General features: G+C 73.0%; 20 protein-coding genes. 15 read left to right on the top strand and 5 right to left on the bottom strand.

Features of this window, described 5'->3' with window-relative positions:
- The first annotated feature begins 129 nt into the window (after positions 1-129).
- The 3 genes from ACFYXM_RS18550 to ACFYXM_RS18540 all read left to right on the top strand — a co-directional run bounded on the left by ACFYXM_RS18550 (position 130) and on the right by ACFYXM_RS18540 (position 3,160).
- Positions 130-1,143, top strand: coding sequence for a hypothetical protein (locus ACFYXM_RS18550; RefSeq protein ID WP_389290487.1), 1,014 nt, complete (start codon positions 130-132; stop codon positions 1,141-1,143).
- A complete protein-coding gene (gene mycP / locus ACFYXM_RS18545) occupies positions 1,140-2,342 on the top strand; it encodes a type VII secretion-associated serine protease mycosin (protein ID WP_389290485.1) in 1,203 nt (400 codons plus the stop codon). Before ACFYXM_RS18550 ends, mycP begins: the two co-directional genes overlap by 4 nt.
- A gap of 89 nt (positions 2,343-2,431) precedes the next feature.
- A complete protein-coding gene (locus ACFYXM_RS18540; protein ID WP_389290483.1) occupies positions 2,432-3,160 on the top strand; it encodes an SseB family protein in 729 nt (242 codons plus the stop codon).
- A gap of 84 nt (positions 3,161-3,244) precedes the next feature.
- Here ACFYXM_RS18540 and ACFYXM_RS18535 read toward each other — a convergent pair whose 3' ends face one another.
- Complete coding sequence (locus ACFYXM_RS18535) at positions 3,245-3,607, bottom strand: DUF1844 domain-containing protein (RefSeq protein WP_073787788.1); 363 nt, start codon at positions 3,605-3,607, stop codon at positions 3,245-3,247.
- Positions 3,608-3,933: 326 nt separating this feature from the next.
- Here ACFYXM_RS18535 and infC point away from each other — a divergent pair, with 326 nt between their 5' ends.
- The 7 genes from infC to pheT all read left to right on the top strand — a co-directional run bounded on the left by infC (position 3,934) and on the right by pheT (position 11,665).
- A complete protein-coding gene (infC, locus tag ACFYXM_RS18530) occupies positions 3,934-4,638 on the top strand; it encodes a translation initiation factor IF-3 (protein ID WP_389290551.1) in 705 nt (234 codons plus the stop codon).
- A 120-nt stretch (positions 4,639-4,758) separates the two neighbouring features.
- Positions 4,759-4,953, top strand: coding sequence for a 50S ribosomal protein L35 (gene rpmI / locus ACFYXM_RS18525; RefSeq protein ID WP_362627802.1), 195 nt, complete (start codon positions 4,759-4,761; stop codon positions 4,951-4,953).
- Between the two features lie 108 nt (positions 4,954-5,061).
- Positions 5,062-5,448, top strand: coding sequence for a 50S ribosomal protein L20 (gene rplT / locus ACFYXM_RS18520; RefSeq protein ID WP_073787782.1), 387 nt, complete (start codon positions 5,062-5,064; stop codon positions 5,446-5,448).
- A 129-nt stretch (positions 5,449-5,577) separates the two neighbouring features.
- Positions 5,578-6,411, top strand: coding sequence for a TrmH family RNA methyltransferase (locus ACFYXM_RS18515; RefSeq protein WP_389290480.1), 834 nt, complete (start codon positions 5,578-5,580; stop codon positions 6,409-6,411).
- 182 nt (positions 6,412-6,593) lie between these two features.
- Positions 6,594-7,790, top strand: coding sequence for an ATP-binding protein (locus ACFYXM_RS18510; RefSeq protein WP_389290479.1), 1,197 nt, complete (start codon positions 6,594-6,596; stop codon positions 7,788-7,790).
- Between the two features lie 234 nt (positions 7,791-8,024).
- Entirely contained in the window at positions 8,025-9,152 is a 1,128-nt protein-coding gene (gene pheS, locus ACFYXM_RS18505) for a phenylalanine--tRNA ligase subunit alpha (protein WP_351522151.1), read from the top strand.
- Entirely contained in the window at positions 9,152-11,665 is a 2,514-nt protein-coding gene (gene pheT / locus ACFYXM_RS18500) for a phenylalanine--tRNA ligase subunit beta (RefSeq protein ID WP_389290477.1), read from the top strand. The genes pheS and pheT overlap by 1 nt, the downstream gene beginning before the upstream one ends.
- 204 nt (positions 11,666-11,869) lie before the next feature.
- Here the strand turns inward: pheT and ACFYXM_RS18495 are convergent, their stop codons facing one another.
- Positions 11,870-12,730 carry a 3-hydroxybutyryl-CoA dehydrogenase gene (locus tag ACFYXM_RS18495; RefSeq protein ID WP_389290475.1) on the bottom strand — a complete coding sequence of 287 codons (861 nt, stop codon included), beginning with the start codon at positions 12,728-12,730 and terminating at the stop codon, positions 11,870-11,872.
- A gap of 248 nt (positions 12,731-12,978) precedes the next feature.
- Here ACFYXM_RS18495 and ACFYXM_RS18490 point away from each other — a divergent pair, with 248 nt between their 5' ends.
- Positions 12,979-14,292 (top strand): glycoside hydrolase family 10 protein, encoded by a 1,314-nt coding sequence (locus ACFYXM_RS18490; RefSeq protein ID WP_389290550.1) that lies wholly within the window; start codon positions 12,979-12,981, stop codon positions 14,290-14,292.
- Between the two features lie 98 nt (positions 14,293-14,390).
- Here the strand turns inward: ACFYXM_RS18490 and ACFYXM_RS18485 are convergent, their stop codons facing one another.
- From ACFYXM_RS18485 to ACFYXM_RS18475, 3 genes are all read right to left on the bottom strand, one after another.
- On the bottom strand, positions 14,391-14,603 hold the full coding sequence (locus ACFYXM_RS18485) for a DUF1918 domain-containing protein (RefSeq protein WP_389290473.1): 213 nt from the start codon (positions 14,601-14,603) through the stop codon (positions 14,391-14,393).
- A 157-nt stretch (positions 14,604-14,760) separates the two neighbouring features.
- Positions 14,761-15,552: a Clp protease N-terminal domain-containing protein gene (locus tag ACFYXM_RS18480; RefSeq protein WP_389290471.1), complete on the bottom strand. Its 792-nt coding sequence runs from the start codon at positions 15,550-15,552 to the stop codon at positions 14,761-14,763.
- 186 nt (positions 15,553-15,738) lie between these two features.
- Positions 15,739-16,236, bottom strand: a complete 498-nt coding sequence (locus ACFYXM_RS18475; protein ID WP_389290469.1) for a peptidylprolyl isomerase — start codon at positions 16,234-16,236, stop codon at positions 15,739-15,741.
- A gap of 392 nt (positions 16,237-16,628) precedes the next feature.
- Here ACFYXM_RS18475 and ACFYXM_RS18470 point away from each other — a divergent pair, with 392 nt between their 5' ends.
- The 4 genes from ACFYXM_RS18470 (at position 16,629) to ACFYXM_RS18455 (ending at position 21,113) form a co-directional block, all read left to right on the top strand.
- Positions 16,629-17,990, top strand: a complete 1,362-nt coding sequence (locus ACFYXM_RS18470) for a bifunctional o-acetylhomoserine/o-acetylserine sulfhydrylase (RefSeq protein ID WP_389290467.1) — start codon at positions 16,629-16,631, stop codon at positions 17,988-17,990.
- The gene (locus ACFYXM_RS18465; RefSeq protein WP_389290548.1) at positions 17,987-19,186 is read left to right on the top strand and encodes a homoserine O-acetyltransferase; all 1,200 of its coding nucleotides are present in this window, start codon (positions 17,987-17,989) and stop codon (positions 19,184-19,186) included. Before ACFYXM_RS18470 ends, ACFYXM_RS18465 begins: the two co-directional genes overlap by 4 nt.
- 217 nt (positions 19,187-19,403) lie before the next feature.
- Complete coding sequence (locus ACFYXM_RS18460) at positions 19,404-20,072, top strand: HEAT repeat domain-containing protein (RefSeq protein WP_389290546.1); 669 nt, start codon at positions 19,404-19,406, stop codon at positions 20,070-20,072.
- A 6-nt stretch (positions 20,073-20,078) separates the two neighbouring features.
- Positions 20,079-21,113 (top strand): MerR family transcriptional regulator, encoded by a 1,035-nt coding sequence (locus ACFYXM_RS18455; RefSeq protein WP_389290465.1) that lies wholly within the window; start codon positions 20,079-20,081, stop codon positions 21,111-21,113.
- Positions 21,114-21,148: the final 35 nt, after the last annotated feature.

Below are 21,148 nucleotides of genomic sequence, written 5' to 3'. Positions count from 1 at the left end.
GCCCCGCCGCCCCGGCGTCCCGCTCCCAACCGGGCCCCGCCACCCCGTAGAGTGACGGCACGCGGCGAACCAACGGGCCTGCCTGCGGCGTCGGTCCGCGCACGGTACGGAATGGGATCAGGGGGGCGGATGAGTACCGAGGCGCAGCGTCCTCCCGTTCCGCCCCGCCCGGCCGTGGCCCCGGCCCCCGTCCCCGCACCCGCCGCACCGCCCTCCCCGGTCCCGCCGCCCGCCTCGGCGGCAGCACCCGTACCGACCCCGACGGCCGCCACGGCACCGCCGCCCGCCGCGACGCCACCGGTCCGCGCCCCGCACCCGCATACGTACCGGCAGCCGTTCCCCGATACGCCCGCGGAGACCACCACCCGGCTGCGCCCGGTACGGACCCGCCACCCCGCCCGTACCGCGGCCGCCGCGGTGTGTGTCGTGCTCGGGCTCGGACTGATCGGCGGCGCCGCCACGGGCGCCTGGCTGACCAGCACCTCCTCCGCCGACCCCGCCGTCCGCAGCCCCTACACCGTCGGGCGCTCCGCCTGGCACAGCGTCCCCGTGGACACACTCTTCCCGCGCGTCCTCGACGGCCGGGGAGCGGGGCCCGGCGGCGCCGACCGGGTCTGGACCAGGCTCGCCGTGGCCCCGGACGGCGGCTGCGCGCCGGCCCTGGACCCGCTGCTGGCCCGGGCCCTGCGCCCGGTCGGCTGCGAACGGCTGCTGCGGGCCACGTACACCGACGCCACCACGAGCTCCGTCACCACGGTCGGGGTGATCTTCACCGAGGGGGACGCCCGGGCCATGACGGCGCTGCGCGACCGGTTCTCCGAGCAGCACCTCGACCGCCGCGCCGACCTGATGCCCCGCACCTACCCCGTCGACGGCACGGTCGCCGCCGCGTTCGGCGACCGGCAGCGTGCCGCCTGGTCCGTCCGCGTGCCGACCGGAATGCCCGTCGTCGTGTTCGCCGTCTCCGGGTTCGCCGACGGGCGCCCCGTCACCGACCCGCGACCCGCGGACCGGGCCGCCGACCCCGAGGCGAAGGGCACGGTCGCCGAGGCCGGGCTCGGCCACGAGGCCGGAGGCGTCGCCGACCGGATCGAGCGCGGTCTGCGCCGGACCGTCACCGACCTCACGGAGAAGCCGCGATGAGCCGCGCCCGCCACCACCGCCGCCTGCTGGGCGCGGTCTGCGCCGCCACAGCGTTCGCGCTGCTGCCCGCGGTCCCGGCTCGCGCCGACGCCATACGGGACCAGCAGTGGGGTCTCGAGGCGCTCCACACCGACCAGGCGTGGCGGACCACCAAGGGCCGGGGGATCACCGTCGCCGTCGTCGACACCGGGGTCGACGGCAGCCTCCCCGACCTGGACGGCCAGGTACTGCCCGGCAAGGACATGATCGGCTTCGGCGCCCGCCGCGGCGACCATGCCTGGGCGCGGCACGGCACGGCGATGGCGGGCATCATCGCGGGCCGCGGCCACGGAGCCGGTGGCGCCGACGGGGTGCTCGGCGTGGCGCCCGGGGCGAGGATCCTCCCGGTCCGGGTGATCCTCGAAGCCTCGGACCCGGCCCGCGCCAGGGCCCGGGAGTCCCGCGGCTCGGCCCTCGCCGACGGCATCCGCTGGGCCGCCGACCACGGCGCCGACGTCATCAACCTCTCGCTCGGCGACGACAGCGAGTCGGCCCACCCGGAAGCGGATGAGGACGCCGCGATCCAGTACGCGCTGGGGAAGGGGGCCGTTGTCGTCGCCTCCTCGGGCAACGGCGGGGAGAAGGGCGATCACGTCTCCTACCCCGCCGCCTACCCGGGGGTGATCGCCGTCGCCGCCGTCGACCGGTACGGCACCCACGCCGCCTTCTCCACCCGCCGCTGGTACACCACCGTCAGCGCGCCCGGGGTCGACATCGTCGTCCCCGCCCCCGACCGTCAGTACTACGTGGAGTGGGGCACCTCCGCCGCGGCCGCGTTCGTCTCCGGGGCGGTGGCGCTGGTGCGCGCCGCGCATCCCGGACTGACCCCGGCCCAGATCAAGCGGCTGCTCATGGACACGGCCCGCAGCGGCTCCGGCTCCGGCCACGACGACGCCCGGGGGTACGGCATCGTGGACCCCGCCGCCGCGATCGAGGCGGGCTCCGCGCTCCGCCCCGCCGGTCTGCGGGCCGAGTCGGCCGAGGCCGGGTACCGCGAGCGGTACTTCGGACCGGGGCCCGCCCCCGAGCACCACGACACCAGGCCCACCGGCCGGCTCGCCCTCGCCGCCGGCGGTCTCGGGGCCGTCCTGCTGGCCCTGGCCGTGGTGCTGTGGCGCGGCGGGGCCGGCGGCTGGGCCGAAGCGCGGCGCCGGGCCTGATCCGGTACGCCGACGGGCATCCGGCACGGCGGCGGAGTGCACGCCGACCTGCCGGAAGGGCGCGCGGGCGCGGGGACTACGCTCACCCCGTGGAGCTGAAGAACATTCCGGACCCCGGTTACTCCGACGACGACGGCTCGGCCGACCCGGCACTCGCGGCGGCGCTCGCCGCCTGGGCCGAGGACCGGACGGCGGTCGGCCCGGTACTCGAAGCACTCCAGGGGACCCGGCTGCTGGTCCCCGTCGTCGCCGTGCTCGGCGAGGTGGAGGTGGACGAGAACGGGCTGCGTCGCGAGAAGACCAGCGACATGGCCGTCCCCACCCTCCTGGCCGGGGACCGCCGCGCCCTGCCCGCCTTCACCTCGACCGACTCGCTGGCCCTCTGGGACCCCGGGGCCCGCCCCGTCGCCGTCCCCCTGCACCAGGCCCTGCGCGCCGCCGCGCACGAGAAGGCGGACACCGTCGTGCTCGACCTCGCCGGACCGGTCGCGTTCGAACTGACCGGTCCCGCGCTGCTCGCCCTCGCCGAGGGCCGTACCAGCGCCGATCCGCTGGACGACCCCGCGGTCACCACGGCGGTGCGCGACGCGGTCGCCGCCGAGCCGGCCGTGGTCCGCGCACATCTCGGCCCCGGCCGGGCCGACGGCACCCTCGCCCTCGTCCTCGACGCCGGGACGGATCCCGCCGACGCGGCCCGCCGGGTCGCCGAGCGGCTGGCGGCCGACGAGGTCCTGCGCGCCCGTCTGGTGCGGGGCCTGGACCTGGCGGTGCTCCCGGCCGACGCGGCGGCACCGGGCGAGGCCCTGTTCACGCGCTGAGCCCCCGGAGCCCGTACGACACGCGTGAGCCCACCGCCCCCGGGGGCGGTGGGCTCACGTCTGCGCGGAAGAAGGAAGAGCGGGTCAGCCGAAGATCGGACCGGTGTACTTCTCGCCGGGGCCGGTGCCGGGCTCGTCCGGCACGAGCGACGCCTCGCGGAAGGCGAGCTGGAGCGACTTCAGACCGTCACGCAGCGGAGCCGCGTGGAAGGAGCTGATCTCCGTCGTACTGGCGTCCAGCAGACCGGCCAGGGCGTGGACCAGCTTGCGGGCCTCGTCGAGGTCCTTGTGCTCGTCGCCGTCCTCGGTCAGGCCGAGCTTCACGGCGGCGGCGCTCATCAGATTGACCGCGACCGTCACGATCACCTCGACCGCGGGCACCTCCGCGATGTCGCGGGCCATCTCGTCGAAGCCGGGGGAATCGTTCACGGGGGTCGCGTCACTCATGCGCCATACGATAGGCGCACGTGAACGCCGTGCCGTGGGCGGGAGTGCGGGGAGACACCGGGTTAGCGCACGCTCTGCGGAACTGCTAGCCTTGTGTGACGACCGGCTGGGCGACTATGTGCCCGGCCCACAAGTGGAGGCTCCGATCTCCCACCTGGCTGCCCCTCGGGGCGGCGGGTCACCGGTCAGGCGGTGCCCATCGTTCCGTACGGACGATGGAGCCGCCCGATGCGCCCCGCGGAGGACCGCGGCGGTGTTCCGGTTGTTCCAGGAGCCCCGCCTGTGTCCCGTCGGGGCATTTTTCTTGTCCTTGTGCGGTTGGTCTGATCGAAAACAGACGTTACGCGGCTGTCCGCCAGGCGGTCGCGTGGTGCTACCGAGGAGGATCCATCAGCGCCGAGCCCCGCATCAACGACCGGATTCGCGTTCCCGAGGTGCGACTTGTCGGTCCCAGCGGCGAGCAGGTCGGGATTGTTCCGCTTGCCAAGGCCCTGGAACTCGCGCAGGAGTACGACCTCGACCTGGTCGAGGTGGCGGCGACCGCCCGTCCGCCCGTGTGCAAGCTCATGGACTACGGGAAGTTCAAGTACGAGTCGGCCATGAAGGCCCGTGAGGCGCGCAAGAACCAGGCGCACACGGTCATCAAGGAGATGAAGCTCCGGCCGAAGATCGACCCGCACGACTACGACACCAAGAAGGGTCACGTCGTCCGGTTCCTCAAGCAGGGCGACAAGGTCAAGATCACGATCATGTTCCGTGGTCGTGAGCAGTCCCGCCCCGAGCTGGGCTTCCGACTGCTCCAGCGTCTGGCTTCGGACGTGGAGGACCTCGGTTTCATCGAGTCCAACCCGAAGCAGGACGGCCGGAACATGATCATGGTTCTTGGCCCGCACAAGAAGAAGACCGAAGCTATGGCCGAGGCCCGCGAGGCCCAGGCCGCCCGCAAGGCGGGGCGTCAGGGTTCCGGCTCCGACGCCGCCGCCGAGGGCGGGAACGCCCAGGCTTCGGGAGAGACACCTTCCGAGGCGTGATCTCAGGGGCCGCCATCCAGGCGGCCCCGGGTCCCCCCGGAATCCCCACCAAGAACTGACGCCCCTGCTGTCCGGTGCCTGCACCGAGAGGGGCGCCACTGACGAGGAGAGAACGGCGCGATGCCGAAGAACAAGACGCACAGCGGTGCCAGCAAGCGTTTCAAGGTCACCGGCTCCGGCAAGGTGATCCGCGAGCGCGCCGGCAAGCGCCACCTTCTTGAGCACAAGTCGTCCAAGAAGACCCGCTCGCTGACCGGCACGGTCGTGCTGGCCCCGGCCGACGCCAAGAAGGTCAAGAAGCTTCTCGGCAAGTGAGTCCGTCGCCCCGGGTGATCCCGCGGGCGCGACCTCGACTGAGACCGGGACCCATTCGTTTTCGGGTCGTGTGAGTCCAACCACGGCCCCGCTGCAAGGAGTTGACAAGTGGCACGCGTCAAGCGCGCAGTAAACGCCCACAAGAAGCGCCGGGCGATCCTGGAGCAGGCCAGCGGTTACCGCGGCCAGCGCTCGCGGCTGTACCGCAAGGCGAAGGAGCAGGTCACCCACTCCCTCGTCTACAACTACAACGACCGCAAGAAGCGCAAGGGCGACTTCCGCCAGCTGTGGATCCAGCGCATCAACGCCGCTGCCCGTCAGAACGGCATGACGTACAACCGCCTCATCCAGGGTCTGAAGGCCGCCAACATCGAGGTGGACCGCAAGATGCTGGCCGAGCTCGCGGTCAACGACGCCAACGCGTTCGCCGCCCTGGTCGAGGTCGCCCAGAAGGCCCTTCCGAGCGACGTCAACGCCCCGAAGGCCGCCGCCTGATCCAGGCCGCACCTTCCGTTCGCTGAGCCGGACCCGCAGGCGCTCGCCGTCTGCGGGTCCGGTGCTTTGCACTCCCGTTCCGTTCCGTACGTCCGTCACCTCCGTACGCAGAGAGGCTCGCCGCCGACCATGGGCACCCCCGAACTGATCTCCCCGCGATCCCCGCGCGTCACCGCCGCCCGGCGGCTGGCCAAGCGCAACTTCCGCGGCAAGGAGCGCAGGTTCATCGCCGAGGGCCCGCAGGCCGTGCGCGAGGCAGCCGGACACCGCGGCGCCGACGGCGAACCCACCCTGATCGAGCTCTTCGCCACCGTCGAGGCCGCCGAGCGGTACGCCGACATCGTCGACGCCGCCCACGCGGCCGGCGCCCGGGTGCACCTCGCGGACTCCGGTGTCCTCGCCGACGTGTCGCAGACCGTCACCCCGCAGGGCCTGATCGGCGTCTGCCGCTTCCTCGACTCCCCGTTCGACGCCATCCTCGCCGCGCGGCCGAAACTGGTCGCCGTGCTCGCCCACGTACGCGACCCCGGCAACGCCGGCACGGTGCTGCGCTGCGCCGACGCCGCGGGCGCCGACGCCGTCGTGCTCACGGACGCCTCGGTGGACCTCTACAACCCCAAGTCCGTCCGTGCCTCGGTCGGTTCGCTCTTCCACCTGCCGGTCGCGGTCGGCGTCCCGGTCGAGCAGGCCGTACAGGGGTTGAGGGGGGCGGGCGTACGTATCCTCGCCGCCGACGGCGCGGGCGACGACGACCTCGACGACGAGCTCGACGCCGGGACCATGGGCGGGCCGACCGCCTGGGTCTTCGGCAACGAGGCGTGGGGGCTGCCGGAGGAGACCAGGGCGCTGGCCGACGCCGTCGTGCGGGTGCCGATCCACGGCAAGGCGGAGAGCCTCAATCTGGCGACCGCTGCTGCCGTCTGCCTGTACGCCTCCGCGCGGGCCCAGCGGTCCCGCTCCTGAGCCCGCTCCCGGGCCGGGACGGGGGTCCGTGACGGCGCCGTGACCGTGCCCCGCCGGACGGCGCACGGCGCAGGGCGGGCGCGCGCCCCCGCAGGGTGTCGCACCGTCACCGACGACTAGTAGGGTGACGGGCCCGGGGGCCCACTGCACCGGTCGGCATCGCGAGAGGTGGGATAAGGGATATGGGCGTCGGCATGAACAGGCCGCACGGGACACGCACCGCCGCCGTGCACGCCTGCGAGGAACCCGACGCAGCGGACGGGCCGCCCGACGGCCGGAGCCCCGCACCCGATCCCCGCCCGGACGCCGACGCCCCCGGGGATCCCCACCGGGGCATCGACCCCGACGACCTGCCCGACGGGCTGGTCGTCGCCGACGGGTCCGGCCGGATCGTCCGCTACAACGCCGCGGCGGCCCGCATCACCGCCGTGCCCCGGGCCGCGGCCCTCGGCCGCCTCCTGGAGCAGGCGCTGCCGCTGGAGGACCTCAAGGGCCACCGCTGGTGGACCCTGACCGATCCGTACGGGGGGCTGGCCACCCGCACCGGCCAGCCCGAGCGCCACCTGCTGCTGCCGGGCGGCCGCGAGGTCCTGGTCTCCGCACGGTACGTGCGCGAGCGCCCGACCGGTCCCGTGCGCCGCGTGGTGGTCTCCCTGCGCGGCACCGAGGCCCGCCGCCGCAACGAGCGCAGCCACGCCGAACTGATCGCGACCGTCGCCCACGAACTGCGCTCCCCGCTGACCTCGGTCAAGGGGTTCACCGCGACGCTCCTCGCCAAGTGGGAACGGTTCACCGACGACCAGAAACGGCTGATGCTGGAGACCGTCGACGCCGACGCGGGCCGTGTCACCCGGCTCATCGCCGAACTCCTCGACATCTCCCGGATCGACTCCGGCCGGCTGGAGCTGCGCCGGCAGCCGGTGGACCTCTCCGCCGCCGTCGAGCGCCACGTCCAGGCCCTCACCGCCAAGGGACAGGACCCCGACCGCTTCCTCGTCCGCACCTGCCAGCCGGTGCCCGCGGTCTGGGCCGACCCGGACAAGGTCGACCAGGTGCTCGGCAACCTCCTGGAAAACGCGGTGCGCCACGGCGAGGGAACCGTCACCATCGAAGTCGCACCCGCACCGGCGGACGACGACGAGAAGGGAACGGCCGTCACCGTGAGCGACGAAGGTCCCGGCATCCCCGAGGAATCGATGTCCCGCGTCTTCACCCGCTTCTGGCGGGGCAGCAAGCGCGGCGGCACCGGTCTGGGCCTCTACATCGTCAAGGGCATCGTCCAGGCGCACGGCGGGACGATCACGGTCGGCCGCGGCCCCGGCGGCGGCGCCGAATTCCGGTTCGTCCTGCCGGTGAGCACTCCCGCCTACCTCGGATAGCGGCCTCCACGCCCCGGTCCACGCCTCGGACGGCCGCGTTCGCGCGGCGGCCGGACGGGCCGGGGGCGGGGTGCCCGGAGGCCGCCCGCGCCGCCCGCGGACCCTGCGCACGTCCGGAGCCCTTTAGACTCGTCCTTTGGCACCTTTGCGTCCTCCGGCCGTCGGGCGGGGCCGCCGGGGTCCGGGGCGTCCCCGGTTCAGAGCAGTACCAGCCAATCGGAAGCACGGGAAGAGATGTCGGCACCGAACAAGTCGTACGACCCAGTCGAGGTCGAGGCACTGAAACCGGAAGAGATCGAGCGCATGCGGGACGAGGCGTTCGCCGCCTTCGCCGCCGCCGGTGACCTCGACGCGCTCGCCCGGGCGAAGACCGCGCACACCGGCGGCACCTCGCCGCTGGCGCTCGCCAACCGCGAGATCGGCGCGCTGCCGCCCCAGGCCAAGGCCGAGGCGGGCAAGCGCGTGGGCCAGGCCCGCGGCGCCGTGAACAAGGCCCTCGCCGCCCGCCAGGCGGAGCTGGAGGCCGAGCGGGACGCCCGCGTGCTGGTCGAGGAGGCGGTGGACGTCACGCTGCCGTACGACCGTGTCCCGGCCGGCGCCCGCCACCCGCTGACCACCCTCATGGAGCGCGTCGCGGACGTCTTCGTGGCCATGGGCTACGAGATCGCGGAGGGCCCCGAGGCCGAGGCGGAGTGGTTCAACTTCGACGCGCTGAACTTCGTGCCCGACCACCCGGCCCGGCAGATGCAGGACACCTTCTTCGTCCGCGGCGCCGACGGCGCGGACACCGACGAGTCCGGGGTCGTGCTGCGCACCCACACCTCGCCGGTCCAGGCCCGCACCCTGCTCGACCGCGAGCCCCCCGTCTACGTCGTCTGCCCCGGCCGTGTCTACCGCACCGACGAGCTCGACGCGACGCACACCCCGGTCTTCCACCAGATCGAGCTGCTGGCCGTCGACGAGGGCCTCACCATGGCCGACCTCAAGGGCACCCTCGACCACATGGTCCAGGCGCTCTTCGGCGCGGACATGAAGACCCGGCTGCGGCCGAACTTCTTCCCGTTCACCGAGCCGTCCGCCGAGATGGACATGGTCTGCTACGTCTGCCGCGGCGCGTCCGTCGGCAACCCGGACCGCCCCTGCCGCACCTGCGGCAGCGAGGGCTGGATCGAGCTCGGCGGCTGCGGCATGGTCAACCCCAGGGTGCTCATCGCCTGCGGCGTCGACCCCCAGAAGTACAGCGGATTCGCCTTCGGGTTCGGCATCGAACGGATGCTGATGTTCCGCCACAACGTCGAAGACATGCGAGACATGGTCGAGGGTGACGTCCGTTTCACCCGGCCGTTCGGGATGGAGATCTGATGCGTGTCCCGCTTTCCTGGCTGCGGGAGTACGTCGACCTGCCGGCGACGGAGACCGGCCGTGACGTACAGGCCGAGCTCGTCGCCGTCGGCCTGGAGGTCGAGACCGTCGAGCAGATCGGCGCCGGCCTCAAGGGCCCCCTGGTCGTCGGACAGGTCCTGACCATCGAGGAGCTGGAGGGCTTCAAGAAGCCCATCCGCTTCTGCACCGTCGACGTCGGCGACGCCAACGGCACCGGCGAGCCGCAGGAGATCGTCTGCGGAGCCCGCAACTTCTCCGTCGGCGACAAGGTCGTCGTGGTCCTCCCGGGCGCCGTCCTGCCCGGCGACTTCGCGATCTCCGCGCGCAAGACGTACGGCCGGACCTCGCACGGCATGATCTGCTCCGCCGACGAGCTCGGCATGGGCGACGACGGCACGCACGGCATCATCGTGCTGCCGCCGGAGCACGAGGTCGGCACCGACGCCATCGAACTGCTCCAGCTCGTCGACGAGGTCCTGGACATCGCCGTCACGCCCGACCGCGGCTACTGCCTGTCCATGCGCGGTGTCGCCCGCGAGACCGCCATCGCGTACGGCCTGCCGCTGCGCGACCCGGCGCTCCTGGACGTGCCCGCGCCGAACGCGTTCGGCCACCCGGTGAAGGTCGCCGACCCGGTCGGCTGCGACCGGTTCACCGCGCGGACCGTCGTCGGCCTCCAGCCCGAGGCGCGCTCCCCGATCTGGATGCGGCGCCGGCTGCAGAAGGCCGGGATGCGCCCGATCTCGCTCGCCGTCGACATCACCAACTACGTGATGCTGGAGCTCGGCCAGCCGCTGCACGCCTACGACCGCACCCGTCTCGACGGGCCGATCGGGGTGCGCCGCGCCCAGCAGGGCGAGAAGCTCACCACCCTCGACGGCACGGTCCGCGTCCTGGACGCCGAGGACCTGGTCATCACCGACGACCGCGGCCCGATCGGCCTCGCGGGCGTCATGGGCGGTGCCAACACCGAGATCGCGGACTCCCAGGACGGCACCCACGGCACCACCGAGGTCGTCATCGAGGCGGCGCACTTCGACGCGATCTCGATCGCCCGTACCGCGCGCCGCCACAAGCTGTCCTCCGAGGCGTCCAAGCGCTTCGAGCGCGGCACCGACCCGCAGGCCGCGGCCGCCGCCGCGCAGCGCACCGTCGACCTGCTGGTGCTGCTCGCGGGCGGTACGGCCGAGGCCGGGGTCACCGAGGTCTGCGCCCCGTCCGCGCCCCGCACCATCGCGATGCCCGCGTCCCACCCCGACGAGGTGGCCGGCGTGGAGTACGGCCGCGAGACCGTCGTGCGCCGCCTCCAGGAGGTCGGCTGCGACGTCTACGGGCAGGACGAGCTGATCGTCACCGTGCCGTCCTGGCGTCCCGACCTCAGCGAGCCGAACGACCTCGCCGAGGAGGTCATCCGGCTGGAGGGCTACGAGAACCTCCCGTCCACGCTCCCGACGCCCCCGTCCGGGCGCGGGCTCACCGATCGCCAGCGGCTGCACCGCCGGATCGGCCGGGCGCTCGCCGGGGCCGGGTACGTCGAGGCGCTGAACTACCCGTTCGTCGGCGGCGCCGTGTTCGACCAGCTCGGGCTCGACGCCGACGACGCCCGTCGCCGCACCGTCGACCTCGTCAACCCGCTGTCCGACGAGGAACCGTCCCTGCGCACCACGCTGCTGCCGGGGCTGCTCGGCGCGCTGCGGCGCAACGACGGCCGGGGCGGTCACGACCTGGCGCTGTTCGAGACCGGGCTCGTCTTCGGGCCCGCCGACGGCGCGGCGAAGGCCGTCCGGCTGTCCGTCGACCGCCGTCCCGGCGACGAGGAGATCGCCGCGCTCGACGCCGCGCTGCCGCACCAGCCCCGCCACGCCGCGGTCGTCCTCGCGGGCGCCCGCGAGCAGGCCGGCTGGTGGGGCGCGGGCCGCCCGGCGGACTGGGCCGACGCCGTCGAGGCCGCCCGCACGGTCGCCCGGGAGGCGGGTGTCGAGGCGACCGTCCGGGGCGCCCAGCACGCGCCGTGGCACCCGGGCCGGTGCGCCGCGCTGTACGTCACGGTGAACGGGGAGGAGACCCTCCTCGGGCACGCCGGCGAGTTGCACCCGCGCGTCGTCAAGGCGCTCCATCTGCCGGAGCGCACCTGCGCCATGGAGGTCGAGCTGGACGTCCTGGAGCGGGCCGTCGACGGACCGGTCCGGGCGCCCGGCATCTCCGCCTTCCCGGTGGCGACCCAGGACGTCGCGCTGGTCGTCGCGGAGAACGTCCCGGCGGCCGACGTGGAGCGGGCGCTGCGCGAGGGTGCGGGTGAACTCCTCGAATCGCTGCGGCTGTTCGACGTCTTCACCGGCGACCAGATCGGCGCGGGCCGCAAGTCCCTGGCGTACGCGCTGCGCTTCCGCGCCGCGGACCGCACGCTGACCGTCGACGAGGCCACGGCCGCCCGCGACGCCGCGGTGGCGCTGGCCGCCGAGCGGACGGGCGCGGTGCTGAGGGGCGCGTAACGGCACACCGCGCATCGCGCGGCATGGGACGAAGGGGCGTGTCCGGGCTTCGGACACGCCCCTTCGTGCTCGCAGGGAGATGTGTTCGCGGGTGCGGTCCGACCCGTCCGACACCCTCGCGGAGTGCGCCCCGGGACGGCGCGGGAACGCGAACGGGGCCGGACCGGGTGCACCGGTCCGGCCCCGAAAGGGCGCGGTCGGGGATCAGGAGTACACGTAGAAGCCCGAACCGGTCTTGCGGCCGAGCCGCCCCGCGTCCACCATGCGCTGGAGCAGCGGGGGAGCGGCGTACAACGGCTCCTTGAACTCCGCGTACATCGAATCGGCGACCGATGCCACGGTGTCCAGCCCGATCAGGTCGGAGAGCTTGAGCGGCCCCATGGGGTGGGCGCAGCCGAGCTCCATGCCGTTGTCGATGTCCTCGCGGCTGGCGATCCCCGACTCGAACATCCGGATCGCGGAGAGCAGGTACGGGATCAGCAGCGCGTTGACGACGAAGCCGGACCGGTCCTGGGCGCGGATCGGGTGCTTGCCGAGGACGTCCTGCACCAGGGCCTCCGAGCGCTTCACCGTCTCGTCGGACGTCGTCAGCGCGGGGATCAGCTCGACGAGCTTCTGCACCGGTGCCGGGTTGAAGAAGTGGATGCCGATGACCTGGTCGGGGCGGGAGGTCGCCACGGCCAGCTTCACCAGCGGGATGGAGGAGGTGTTCGAGGCCAGGATCGCGTCCGGCCGGGTCACCACCTGGTCGAGCACCTGGAAGATCTCGGTCTTGACCTGCTCGTTCTCCACGACGGCCTCGATGACGAGATCGCGGTCGGCGAACTCTCCGAGGTCGGTCGTGAAGGTCAGCCGGGCGAGTGCCTCGTCCCGCTCCTCCGGTGTGATCTTGCCGCGGTCGGCGGCCTTCGAGAGGGAGTTGTGGAGCCTGGTGCGGCCGATCTCCAGCGCCTCGCCGGTGGTCTCGGCCACCTTGACCTCGAGACCGCTGCGGGCGCACACCTCCGCGATGCCCGCGCCCATCTGGCCACAGCCCACCACTCCGACGCGTGAAATATCGGCCATAGAGTCCGTCACCTCGTGCCTTTCGCTGATCTCCGAGTCGCAGGTTCCCGTGTGAGTCCGGTGCCCGCCCCGACCCCCCGACGTTACTCCGCCGCATACGGGTGATCGCGGGCCGGGGCGGGCATGCTCTGCCGTACGCCCGGACACGGAGGCGACGGACACCGGCGCGGACCGACGGCGACGGCGGTGCCGGCGCCGGTGGTCACGACGAGGACGACGAGGGAGAGAGACGGCAGGTGCGAGACGAGATGCGGCAGATGGCCCGAAGAGGCTTTGTGACGGGAGCGGCCGGAGCGGTCGCCGGAGCGATGGGCGGGGCCGTCCTGGCGGGTGACGCCGTCGCGGCTCCCGCCCGGCAGGGTTCCGTCTCCCGGACGGTCGACGGCCCCGGGCGGGAGGGCGCGCCGCCGCACGGTGGCGGCCACCGGACCGCGCGGCGCGAACTGCGCGGTGTGTGGGTCGCCACCGTCGCCAACCTCGACTGGCCGTCGAAGCCCGGTCTGACGGCCGCAGCGCAGCGCGCGGAGCTGACCGACCACCTGGACGAGGCCGTCGACCGGCGGCTGAACGTCGTGATGCTCCAGGTCCGGCCGACCGCCGACGCCCTGTGGCCCTCGCCGTACGAGCCATGGGCCCAGTACCTCACCGGCGTCCAGGGCAAGGACCCCGGCTGGGACCCCCTGGGCACCGCCGTGCGCGAGGCCCACGCCCGGGGGCTGGAGCTGCACGCCTGGTTCAATCCGTACCGGGTCGCCAACCACACCGACCCGTCCCGGCTGGCCGCGGCCCACCCCGCCAGGCGGCACCCCGACTGGGTCCTGCCGTACGGCGGGAAGCTCTACTACAACCCGGGCCTCCCCGAGGTCCGCCGCTTCGTCCAGGACGCGATGCTGGACGCGGTACGCCGCTACGACATCGACGCCGTGCACTGGGACGACTACTTCTACCCGTACCCGGTGGCAGGGCAGGAGTTCGCCGACGACGCCGCGTACGCGAAGTACGGTGCGGGGTTCCCCGACCGGGCCGCCTGGCGGCGCGACAATACCGACCGGCTGGTGCGAGAGACCGGCGAGCGGATCAAGAAGATCAAGAAGAACGTCCGGTTCGGCATCAGCCCGTTCGCGGTCTGGCGCAATGCCGCGACCGATCCGCGCGGCTCCGCCACGAAGGCGGGCGTGCAGACCTACGACGACCTGTACGCCGACACCCGCGGCTGGGTCGAGAAGGGCTGGATCGACTACATCTGCCCGCAGGTCTACTGGAACCTCGGGTTCGCCGCCGCCGACTACGCCGAACTGGTGCCCTGGTGGAACGAGGTCGTGCGGGGCACGGGCGTCGATCTGTACATCGGCGAGGCGCTGTACAAGGCCGGTGATCCCGGCCAGCCGGCCGCCTGGCAGGATCCGGCCGAACTCTCCCGCCACCTCGACTTCGCCGCCGCCTGCGACCAGGTGCGCGGCCATGTCTACTTCTCGGGCAAGGACGTGGTCGAGGACCGGATCGGCGCGATGACCCGCGTGGTGGACGACCACTACCCGGGCCGGGTGCGCCCGCCCCGCTGAGGGAACGGCGGAGCGGACGCCGGGACGGGGCGGGCGACCGGGAGGAATCCGGTCGTCCGCCCGTGGCCCGGGAGCGACGAGCGCCGCCGTGGAGGCCGCTACGGGCTCTCCGGTGTCCGCTTCCTGTCGGCGGTGTGCTGTACGACGCTGTCGGGACCAGGCGAAATCAGGTGCTCGTGTCCGTCCTCGGACCGGACGCGGTACGGGGGAGCGCCCCCGGCACCGAGCACTTCGACGATCTCTTCGACCTTGTCGCGCTGCCCCACGGTCCTGCCGTGCGTCAGCAGCCGGTCGCCCGCGTGTGCCTCCATCGGGAGTGACCTCCTCACGGGTGGCGGTCCTTGTCGACAAGTCTATGACCGAAAAGTGACTTCGCCCGCTGGGGGAGCGGGGATCGCGGGCCGGACGCCGGGGCCGGGTCCGCACGCGTACGGCCACCGGGACGCCGTCCCTTCCGGGGGCGTCCGGTCAGCCCTCCTTGTTGCCCTCGTCCGTGCTGTCGTCGCCCTTGCCCTCGCCCTCGCCCTTGTCCGGGGAGTCGGAGAGGAACGCGAGGGCCTCGGCGATGGCCGCCTCGGCAGTCGACTTGTCGATACCGAGACCCGACAGCACGCCCGCGCCGTCCTCCTGCTCCAACAGGGCGAGCAGGATGTGCTCGGTGCCGACGTAGTTGTGCCCCATGCGCAGCGCCTCGCGGAACGTGAGTTCCAGCGCCTTGCGGGCCCCGGCGTCGTACGGGATCAGGTCCGGCACCTCGTCCGCGGCGGCGGGCAGGGCCTCGGTCGCGGCCCGGCGGATCGCGTCCGGAGTGATGCCCTGGGCCTTGACGAAGGCGATGCCCAGCCCCTCCGGCTCGCTGAGCAGCCCCAGCACCAGGTGTGCGGCGCGCAGCTCGTCGTTGCCCGCCGCACGGGCCTCGTTCTGTGCGGCCATGACGACGTTCTTGGCCCGCGGGGTGAAGCGGCCGAAGCCCTGGCTCGGGTCGAGGTCCGACGGCTCGCCGGGGTCCTTGGCGACGAACCGCTTCTGGGCCGCCTGCCTGGTCACGCCCATGCTCTTGCCGATCTCGGTCCAGGAGGCGCCCGAGCGCCGGGCCTGGTCCACGAAGTGGCCGATCAGATGGTCGGCCACGTCGCCGAGGTGGTCCGCGGCGATGACGGCGTCGGAGAGCTGGTCGAGGGCGTCGGTGTGGGTCTTCTTGATGGCCTCGATCAGGTCGTCGAGGCGCACGGGATGGGGCATGCGTACGGGATTCACCATGCGTCAACCGTAGGTTGACAGTGGAGGGGTGTCAACCGCGAGTTGACAGTGGGGGTGCCGGGAACGACGGAGCGCGCCGCCCGACGGGGTCCGTCGGACGGCGCGCTCGTTCAGAGGCCGCGCATGCGCTCGGTCATGCGGTCGTGCAAAGGATGCGTACGCCGCGCGCGAGGGCGCGGGCGCGGGTCAGAGGACGCCGCTGTCCGCGATGGTGATCTTCGCCTGGGGGCGGCCGCTCTGCGTGCCGAGAGCCTCGATCTTCTTGACGAGGTCCATGCTCGCCTCGTTGTCGACCTCGCCGAACACCACGTGCTTGCCGTCCAGCCACGACGTCACGATGGTCGTGATGAAGAACTGGGATCCGTTGGAGTCGGGGCCACTGTTGGCCATGGACAGCAGGCCGGGCTTGGAGTGCGCCAGCTTGAAGTTCTCGTCGGGGAACTTCGCCCCGTAGATGCTCTTGCCGCCCGTGCCGTTGCCGGCGGTGAAGTCGCCGCCCTGGAGCATGAATTCGGGGATGATCCGGTGGAAGGACGATCCCTTGTAACCGAAGCCCTTCTCGCCGGTCGCCAGCGCGCGGAAGTTCTCCGCGGTCTTGGGAACGACGTCGTCGAACAGTTTGAACGTGATCCGCCCGGCGGGCTCGTCGTTGATGGTGATGTCGAAGTAGACCTTGCTCGTCATGGAACCATCCTGACATCGACGGGTCCGGGGCCGCCCGGCGGGAGCGGTTCCACGCCACCGGGGCGCCCCCGTAGTCCGCAGCGCGGAAGCGGACCGCCCCGGTTGTCCGCACTGCGGAAGGCGGTGGTGTGCGCTGTCCGACTGTGGTTACCTGGGCGCATGATCGTGCTCGTGACCCGCCGCCACGTGGACTACGCGCGTGTCACGACCATGAGTTGTCCCACCGCCCGCTGACGCGGCCCCGTGGTGGCCCCATCCCGCGCCGTAGCCGCGCACACCCCCGCGTACGCCCTCCGGCACGGAGCCCCCGTACGCCTGCTTCCCGCACCCCGCCGCTCACACCGTCACCACCCCGCCCGCCGCCGGGCATCGCACGTGTACCGAGGAGAAGCATGAGCCAGCCGACCGACGCCGTCACCGCCGGCCACACCCCCGAGGACGAGCCGACCGGATCCGCCACCCCCGCCTGGTCGTTCGAGACCAGGCAGCTGCATGCCGGCGCCGTCCCCGACCCGACCACCGGCGCCCGGGCGGTCCCGATCTACCAGACCAGCTCGTTCGTCTTCCGCGACACCCAGCACGCGGCCGACCTCTTCTCGCTCGCCGAGCCCGGAAACATCTACACCCGTCTCCACAACCCCACCCAGGACGTCTTCGAGCAGCGGATCGCCGACCTCGAAGGCGGCGTCGCCGCCGTGGCCCTCGCCTCCGGGCAGGCCGCGGAGACGCTCGCCGTCCTCAACGTGGCGGGCGCCGGCGACCACATCGTCTCCAGCGCCTCCCTCTACGGCGGCACGTACAACCTCTTCCGGCACACCCTGCGGAAGTTCGGCATCGAGGTGTCCTTCGTCGAGGACCCGGACGACCTCGACGCCTGGCGGGCCGCCATCCGGCCCGGCACCAAGGCCCTGTTCGCGGAGACCCTCGGCAACCCGCGCGGCAACGTCCTCGACATCCGCGGCCTCGCCGACATCGCGCACGAGGCCGGGCTGCCGCTGATCGTCGACAACACCGTGCCCACCCCCTACCTCCTGCGCCCCATCGAGCACGGCGCCGACGTCGTCGTCCACTCGGCGACCAAGTTCCTCGGCGGACACGGCACCACCCTCGGCGGCGTCGTCGTCGACGCCGGGACCTTCGACTTCGGCGCGCACCCCGAGCGCTTCCCCGACTTCGACGAGCCCGACCCCAGCTACCACGGCCTGCGCTACTGGCCCGCCCTCGGCCCCGGCGCGTACGCCATCAAGCTCCGCGTCCAGTTGCTGCGCGACCTCGGCCCGGCCATCGCGCCGCACTCCGCCTTCCTGCTCCTGCAGGGCGTGGAGACGCTGAGCCTGCGCATGGAGCGCCACTCGTCCAACGCCCAGGCGCTGGCGGAGTGGCTGGAGCAGCGCGACGAGGTCGCGGCCGTCCACTACGCCGGACTGCCGTCCAACCGCTGGTACGAGGCCGGGCGCCGCTACCTCCCGCGCGGCGCCGGGGCCGTGCTCTCCTTCGAGCTGCGCGGCGGCGTCGAGGCGGGCAAGCGCTTCGTGGACGCCGTCGAACTCTTCAGCCACCTCGCCAACATCGGTGACGTGCGCAGCCTCGTCATCCACCCCGCGTCCACCACCCACAGCCAGCTCGACGACGCGCAGCTCGCCGCCACCGGCACCTCGCCGGGCCTGGTGCGCCTGTCGGTCGGCATCGAGAACCTGGACGACCTCAAGGCGGACCTGGAGGCCGGCTTCCGGGCCGCGAAGGAGGCGTCCTGAACACCGCCGACCACCCCGCCGACGGGACCGCCCCGAGGGCGATCCCCCCTCCTGCCACCGGCGCGTGGCAGGAGGGGGACCCCCCGGGGCGCCGCACGTGGTACCACCGTCCGGAGCCCCTGCCGCTGGAGGGAGGCGGCCACCTCCCGGACGTACGGCTGGCGTACGAGACGTGGGGGCGGCTCGCGCCCGACCGCTCCAACGCGGTCCTCGTCCTGCACGCGCTCACCGGTGACAGCCATGTCGCCGGACCGGTCGGGCCCGGCCACCCCAGCCCCGGCTGGTGGGACGCGCTGATCGGGCCGGGCCGGGCGCTCGACACGGACCATTGGTTCGTGGTGGCGCCGAACGTCCTGGGCGGCTGCCAGGGAAGTACGGGCCCGGCCTCGCCGCGCCCCGACGGCCGTCGCTGGGGCGGGTCGTTCCCCCGGCTCACCCAGCGCGACCAGGTGCTCGCCGAGGCCGGGCTCGCCGACGCGCTGGGCATCGACCGCTGGGCCCTCGTGCTCGGCGGCTCCATGGGCGGGATGCGGGCGGTGGAGTGGGCCGTGTCCCACCCGGAGCGCGTCGCGTCGCTGCTGCTGCTCGCCACGACGGCGGTGGCGAGCGCGGACCAGATCGCCTGGGCCACCGCCCAGCTCCACGCGATCCGCGCCGACCCCAACTGGCGGGGCGGCGACTACCACGACGCAGGACCGGGGCAGGGGCCGCACGCGGGCCTCGGTGTCGCCCGCCGTATCGCCCACATCACCTACCGCGGGGCCGAGGAACTCGACGCCCGCTTCGGCAACCGTGCCCAGGACGGGGAGAATCCCTCGCTGGGCGGCCGCTACCAGGTCGAGTCCTACCTCGACCATCACGCCGCCAAGCTCGTCCGGCGCTTCGACGCGGCCAGCTACGCCGTGCTCGCCGAGGCGATGAACGCCCACGACGTGGGCAGGGGCCGCGGCGGCACGCGCGCCGCCCTCGCCCGGGTGACGGCGCGGACCCTGGTCGCGGGGGTCGACTCCGACCGCCTCTACCCGCTGTCGCAGCAGGAGGAGCTGGCCGCCGGGATCCCCTCGGCCGGCCGTGCCCGGGTGGTCGCCTCGCCGTACGGCCACGACGGATTCCTCATCGAGACGCCGCAGATAGCCGCGCTGGTACGGGAACTCCTGGACGACGTACGGGACACGGCCGCCGTACAGGCCGGGTGAGCGCCGCCGTCGGGGGACCACCGTCCTGGTGTCTCCCGGCGGCAGCCCGGCCCGTCGGCGATCCGGGCCGTCGGCGATCCGGGCCGTCGGCAACCCATGGGTCAGTGTCCCGGCCTTCACCGGAGCCGGTACGAGTGCCGCCGCCGCTCACACCTGTCCCTGCCTTGACCTTGACACGGTGACAGGGTCTTCACTGCTGGCCGAGGAGGTGGTCTCGATGACAATCACGGGACGGGACACGGACGCGATGCGAGCGCTTCAGGAGTTGGAGGACGGCCGTTCGTCCGTGCGGCTGAGGGCTGCTCTGGCCGTCGGCACCACGCCCGACCCGCGCTTCGTCGACAAGCTTGTCGAGCGATGCGCGATCGAGCCGGAGTTCTTCGTCCGCGACATGCTGACCTGGGCGCTCACCCGCCACCCGGTGTCCATGACGCTGCCCGGGCTGCTCCGCGAGGTCCGCGCGGAGCGTGCGCAGGCGCGTAGCCAGGCGCTGCACACGCTGTCCAAGATCGGGGACCGGCGGGCGTGGCCGGCGATCACGCGCACGCTCCTGGCGGACGCCGACGACGAGGTGGCGCGGAGCGCCTGGCGGGCCGCGGTCGTGCTCGTACCGGAGGGCGAGGAGTCCGCGTTGGCCGCGGTGTTGGCGACGCAGCTCGGGCGCGGCGGGCGGGAGACGCAGCTGAGTCTCAGCCGGGCACTGGTCGCGCTGGGTGAGGCGATCGTGCCGGCTCTGCGTGCCGCGACGACGGTCCCGGACCCGCGCATCCGCGCGCACGCGCTCGCCACACGACGGCTGCTGCGCGATCCGGACACCGGATTCGAGTTCGCGATCGAGGAGGCGAAGCGCATCGTGGTACTCGGCGGATCCGACCGGGAGGCATGACGGGACGTGTTGATCGGTGAGGTGGCGCGGCGGTCCGGGGTCAGCGCTCGCATGCTCCGGCACTACGAGTCGCTCGGTCTGGTGCGTCCTTCGGGCCGCACCGGCTCCGGTTATCGGGAGTACTCCGGGGAGGACATCCAGCGGATCTTCCACATCGAGAGCCTGCGGTCGCTGGGGCTGTCGCTGCGTGAGATCGGACGCGCGCTCGACGACCCCGGCTTCACGCCCTCGGCGCTCGTCGACGACCTCATCCGTCAAACGCGCGAGCGCGTCGCGGCGGAGACCGATCTGCTCACGCGGCTGCGCCGGATCGATGCCGCGGACCCCGCCGACTGGACGGATGTCCTCAAGGTCGTCGCGCTCCTCCAGGCGCTGGGGTCCAAGAGCGCCGACGCGCGCCAGCGCGCGGCCCTCTCCTCGGTCGACGAGGTTCCGGTGCCGGTGGAGGCCCTGGTCGAGGCGGTGCTGAGCGAGACGGAGCCGAATGTCGCCGGGGCCCTTCGATGGGCGCTGGCGCGATCGGGCGGCCGCGGCCCTGCACTGCTGGCGGAGGGCCTCGGCTCACCGGTGGCCGTGGTGCGGGAACGTGCCGTTCAGGCCCTCGCCGAGATGCCCGGTGGTGAGGCTGCCGCGCTGCTGCGGGACGCCCTCACGGACCCCGACGCCGCGGTCCGCGGCCATGCGGCCCTGGCGCTCGGCGCACGCGGTGCGGCCGAGACGGTCCCGACGCTCGTCGACATGATCGTGGAGGGAAGGAACGACACCGATGCGGCCGATGCGCTGAGCGTGCTGGCGAGCGACACCGCGACGGCGGACCGGATCGCGAGCGGGCTCGTCGACCGCCTCGCCCACGACACCACCGAGGCGCCCGCACGCGGACGGCTGACGCAGGCGCTGGCGGGCATCCCCGGGACGCGGGCGTCACGTGCCCTCGTGGAGCTGTCGTACGACGCGGACCCCGCCGTCGCGCTGACCGCGGCGTACCTTCTTCGGCGTGGTCGGTCACACGGCGGGCGGATACCGAGGGCAGTCATTGCATAAAAGTGCAAAGGTGCGTATAGTCATGCCATCGACGA

It is taken from the genome of Streptomyces sp. NPDC002476 (genome assembly GCF_042889785.1).
Lineage (GTDB): Bacteria > Actinomycetota > Actinomycetes > Streptomycetales > Streptomycetaceae > Streptomyces.
This window is presented reverse-complemented; position numbering and strand designations above follow the sequence as displayed.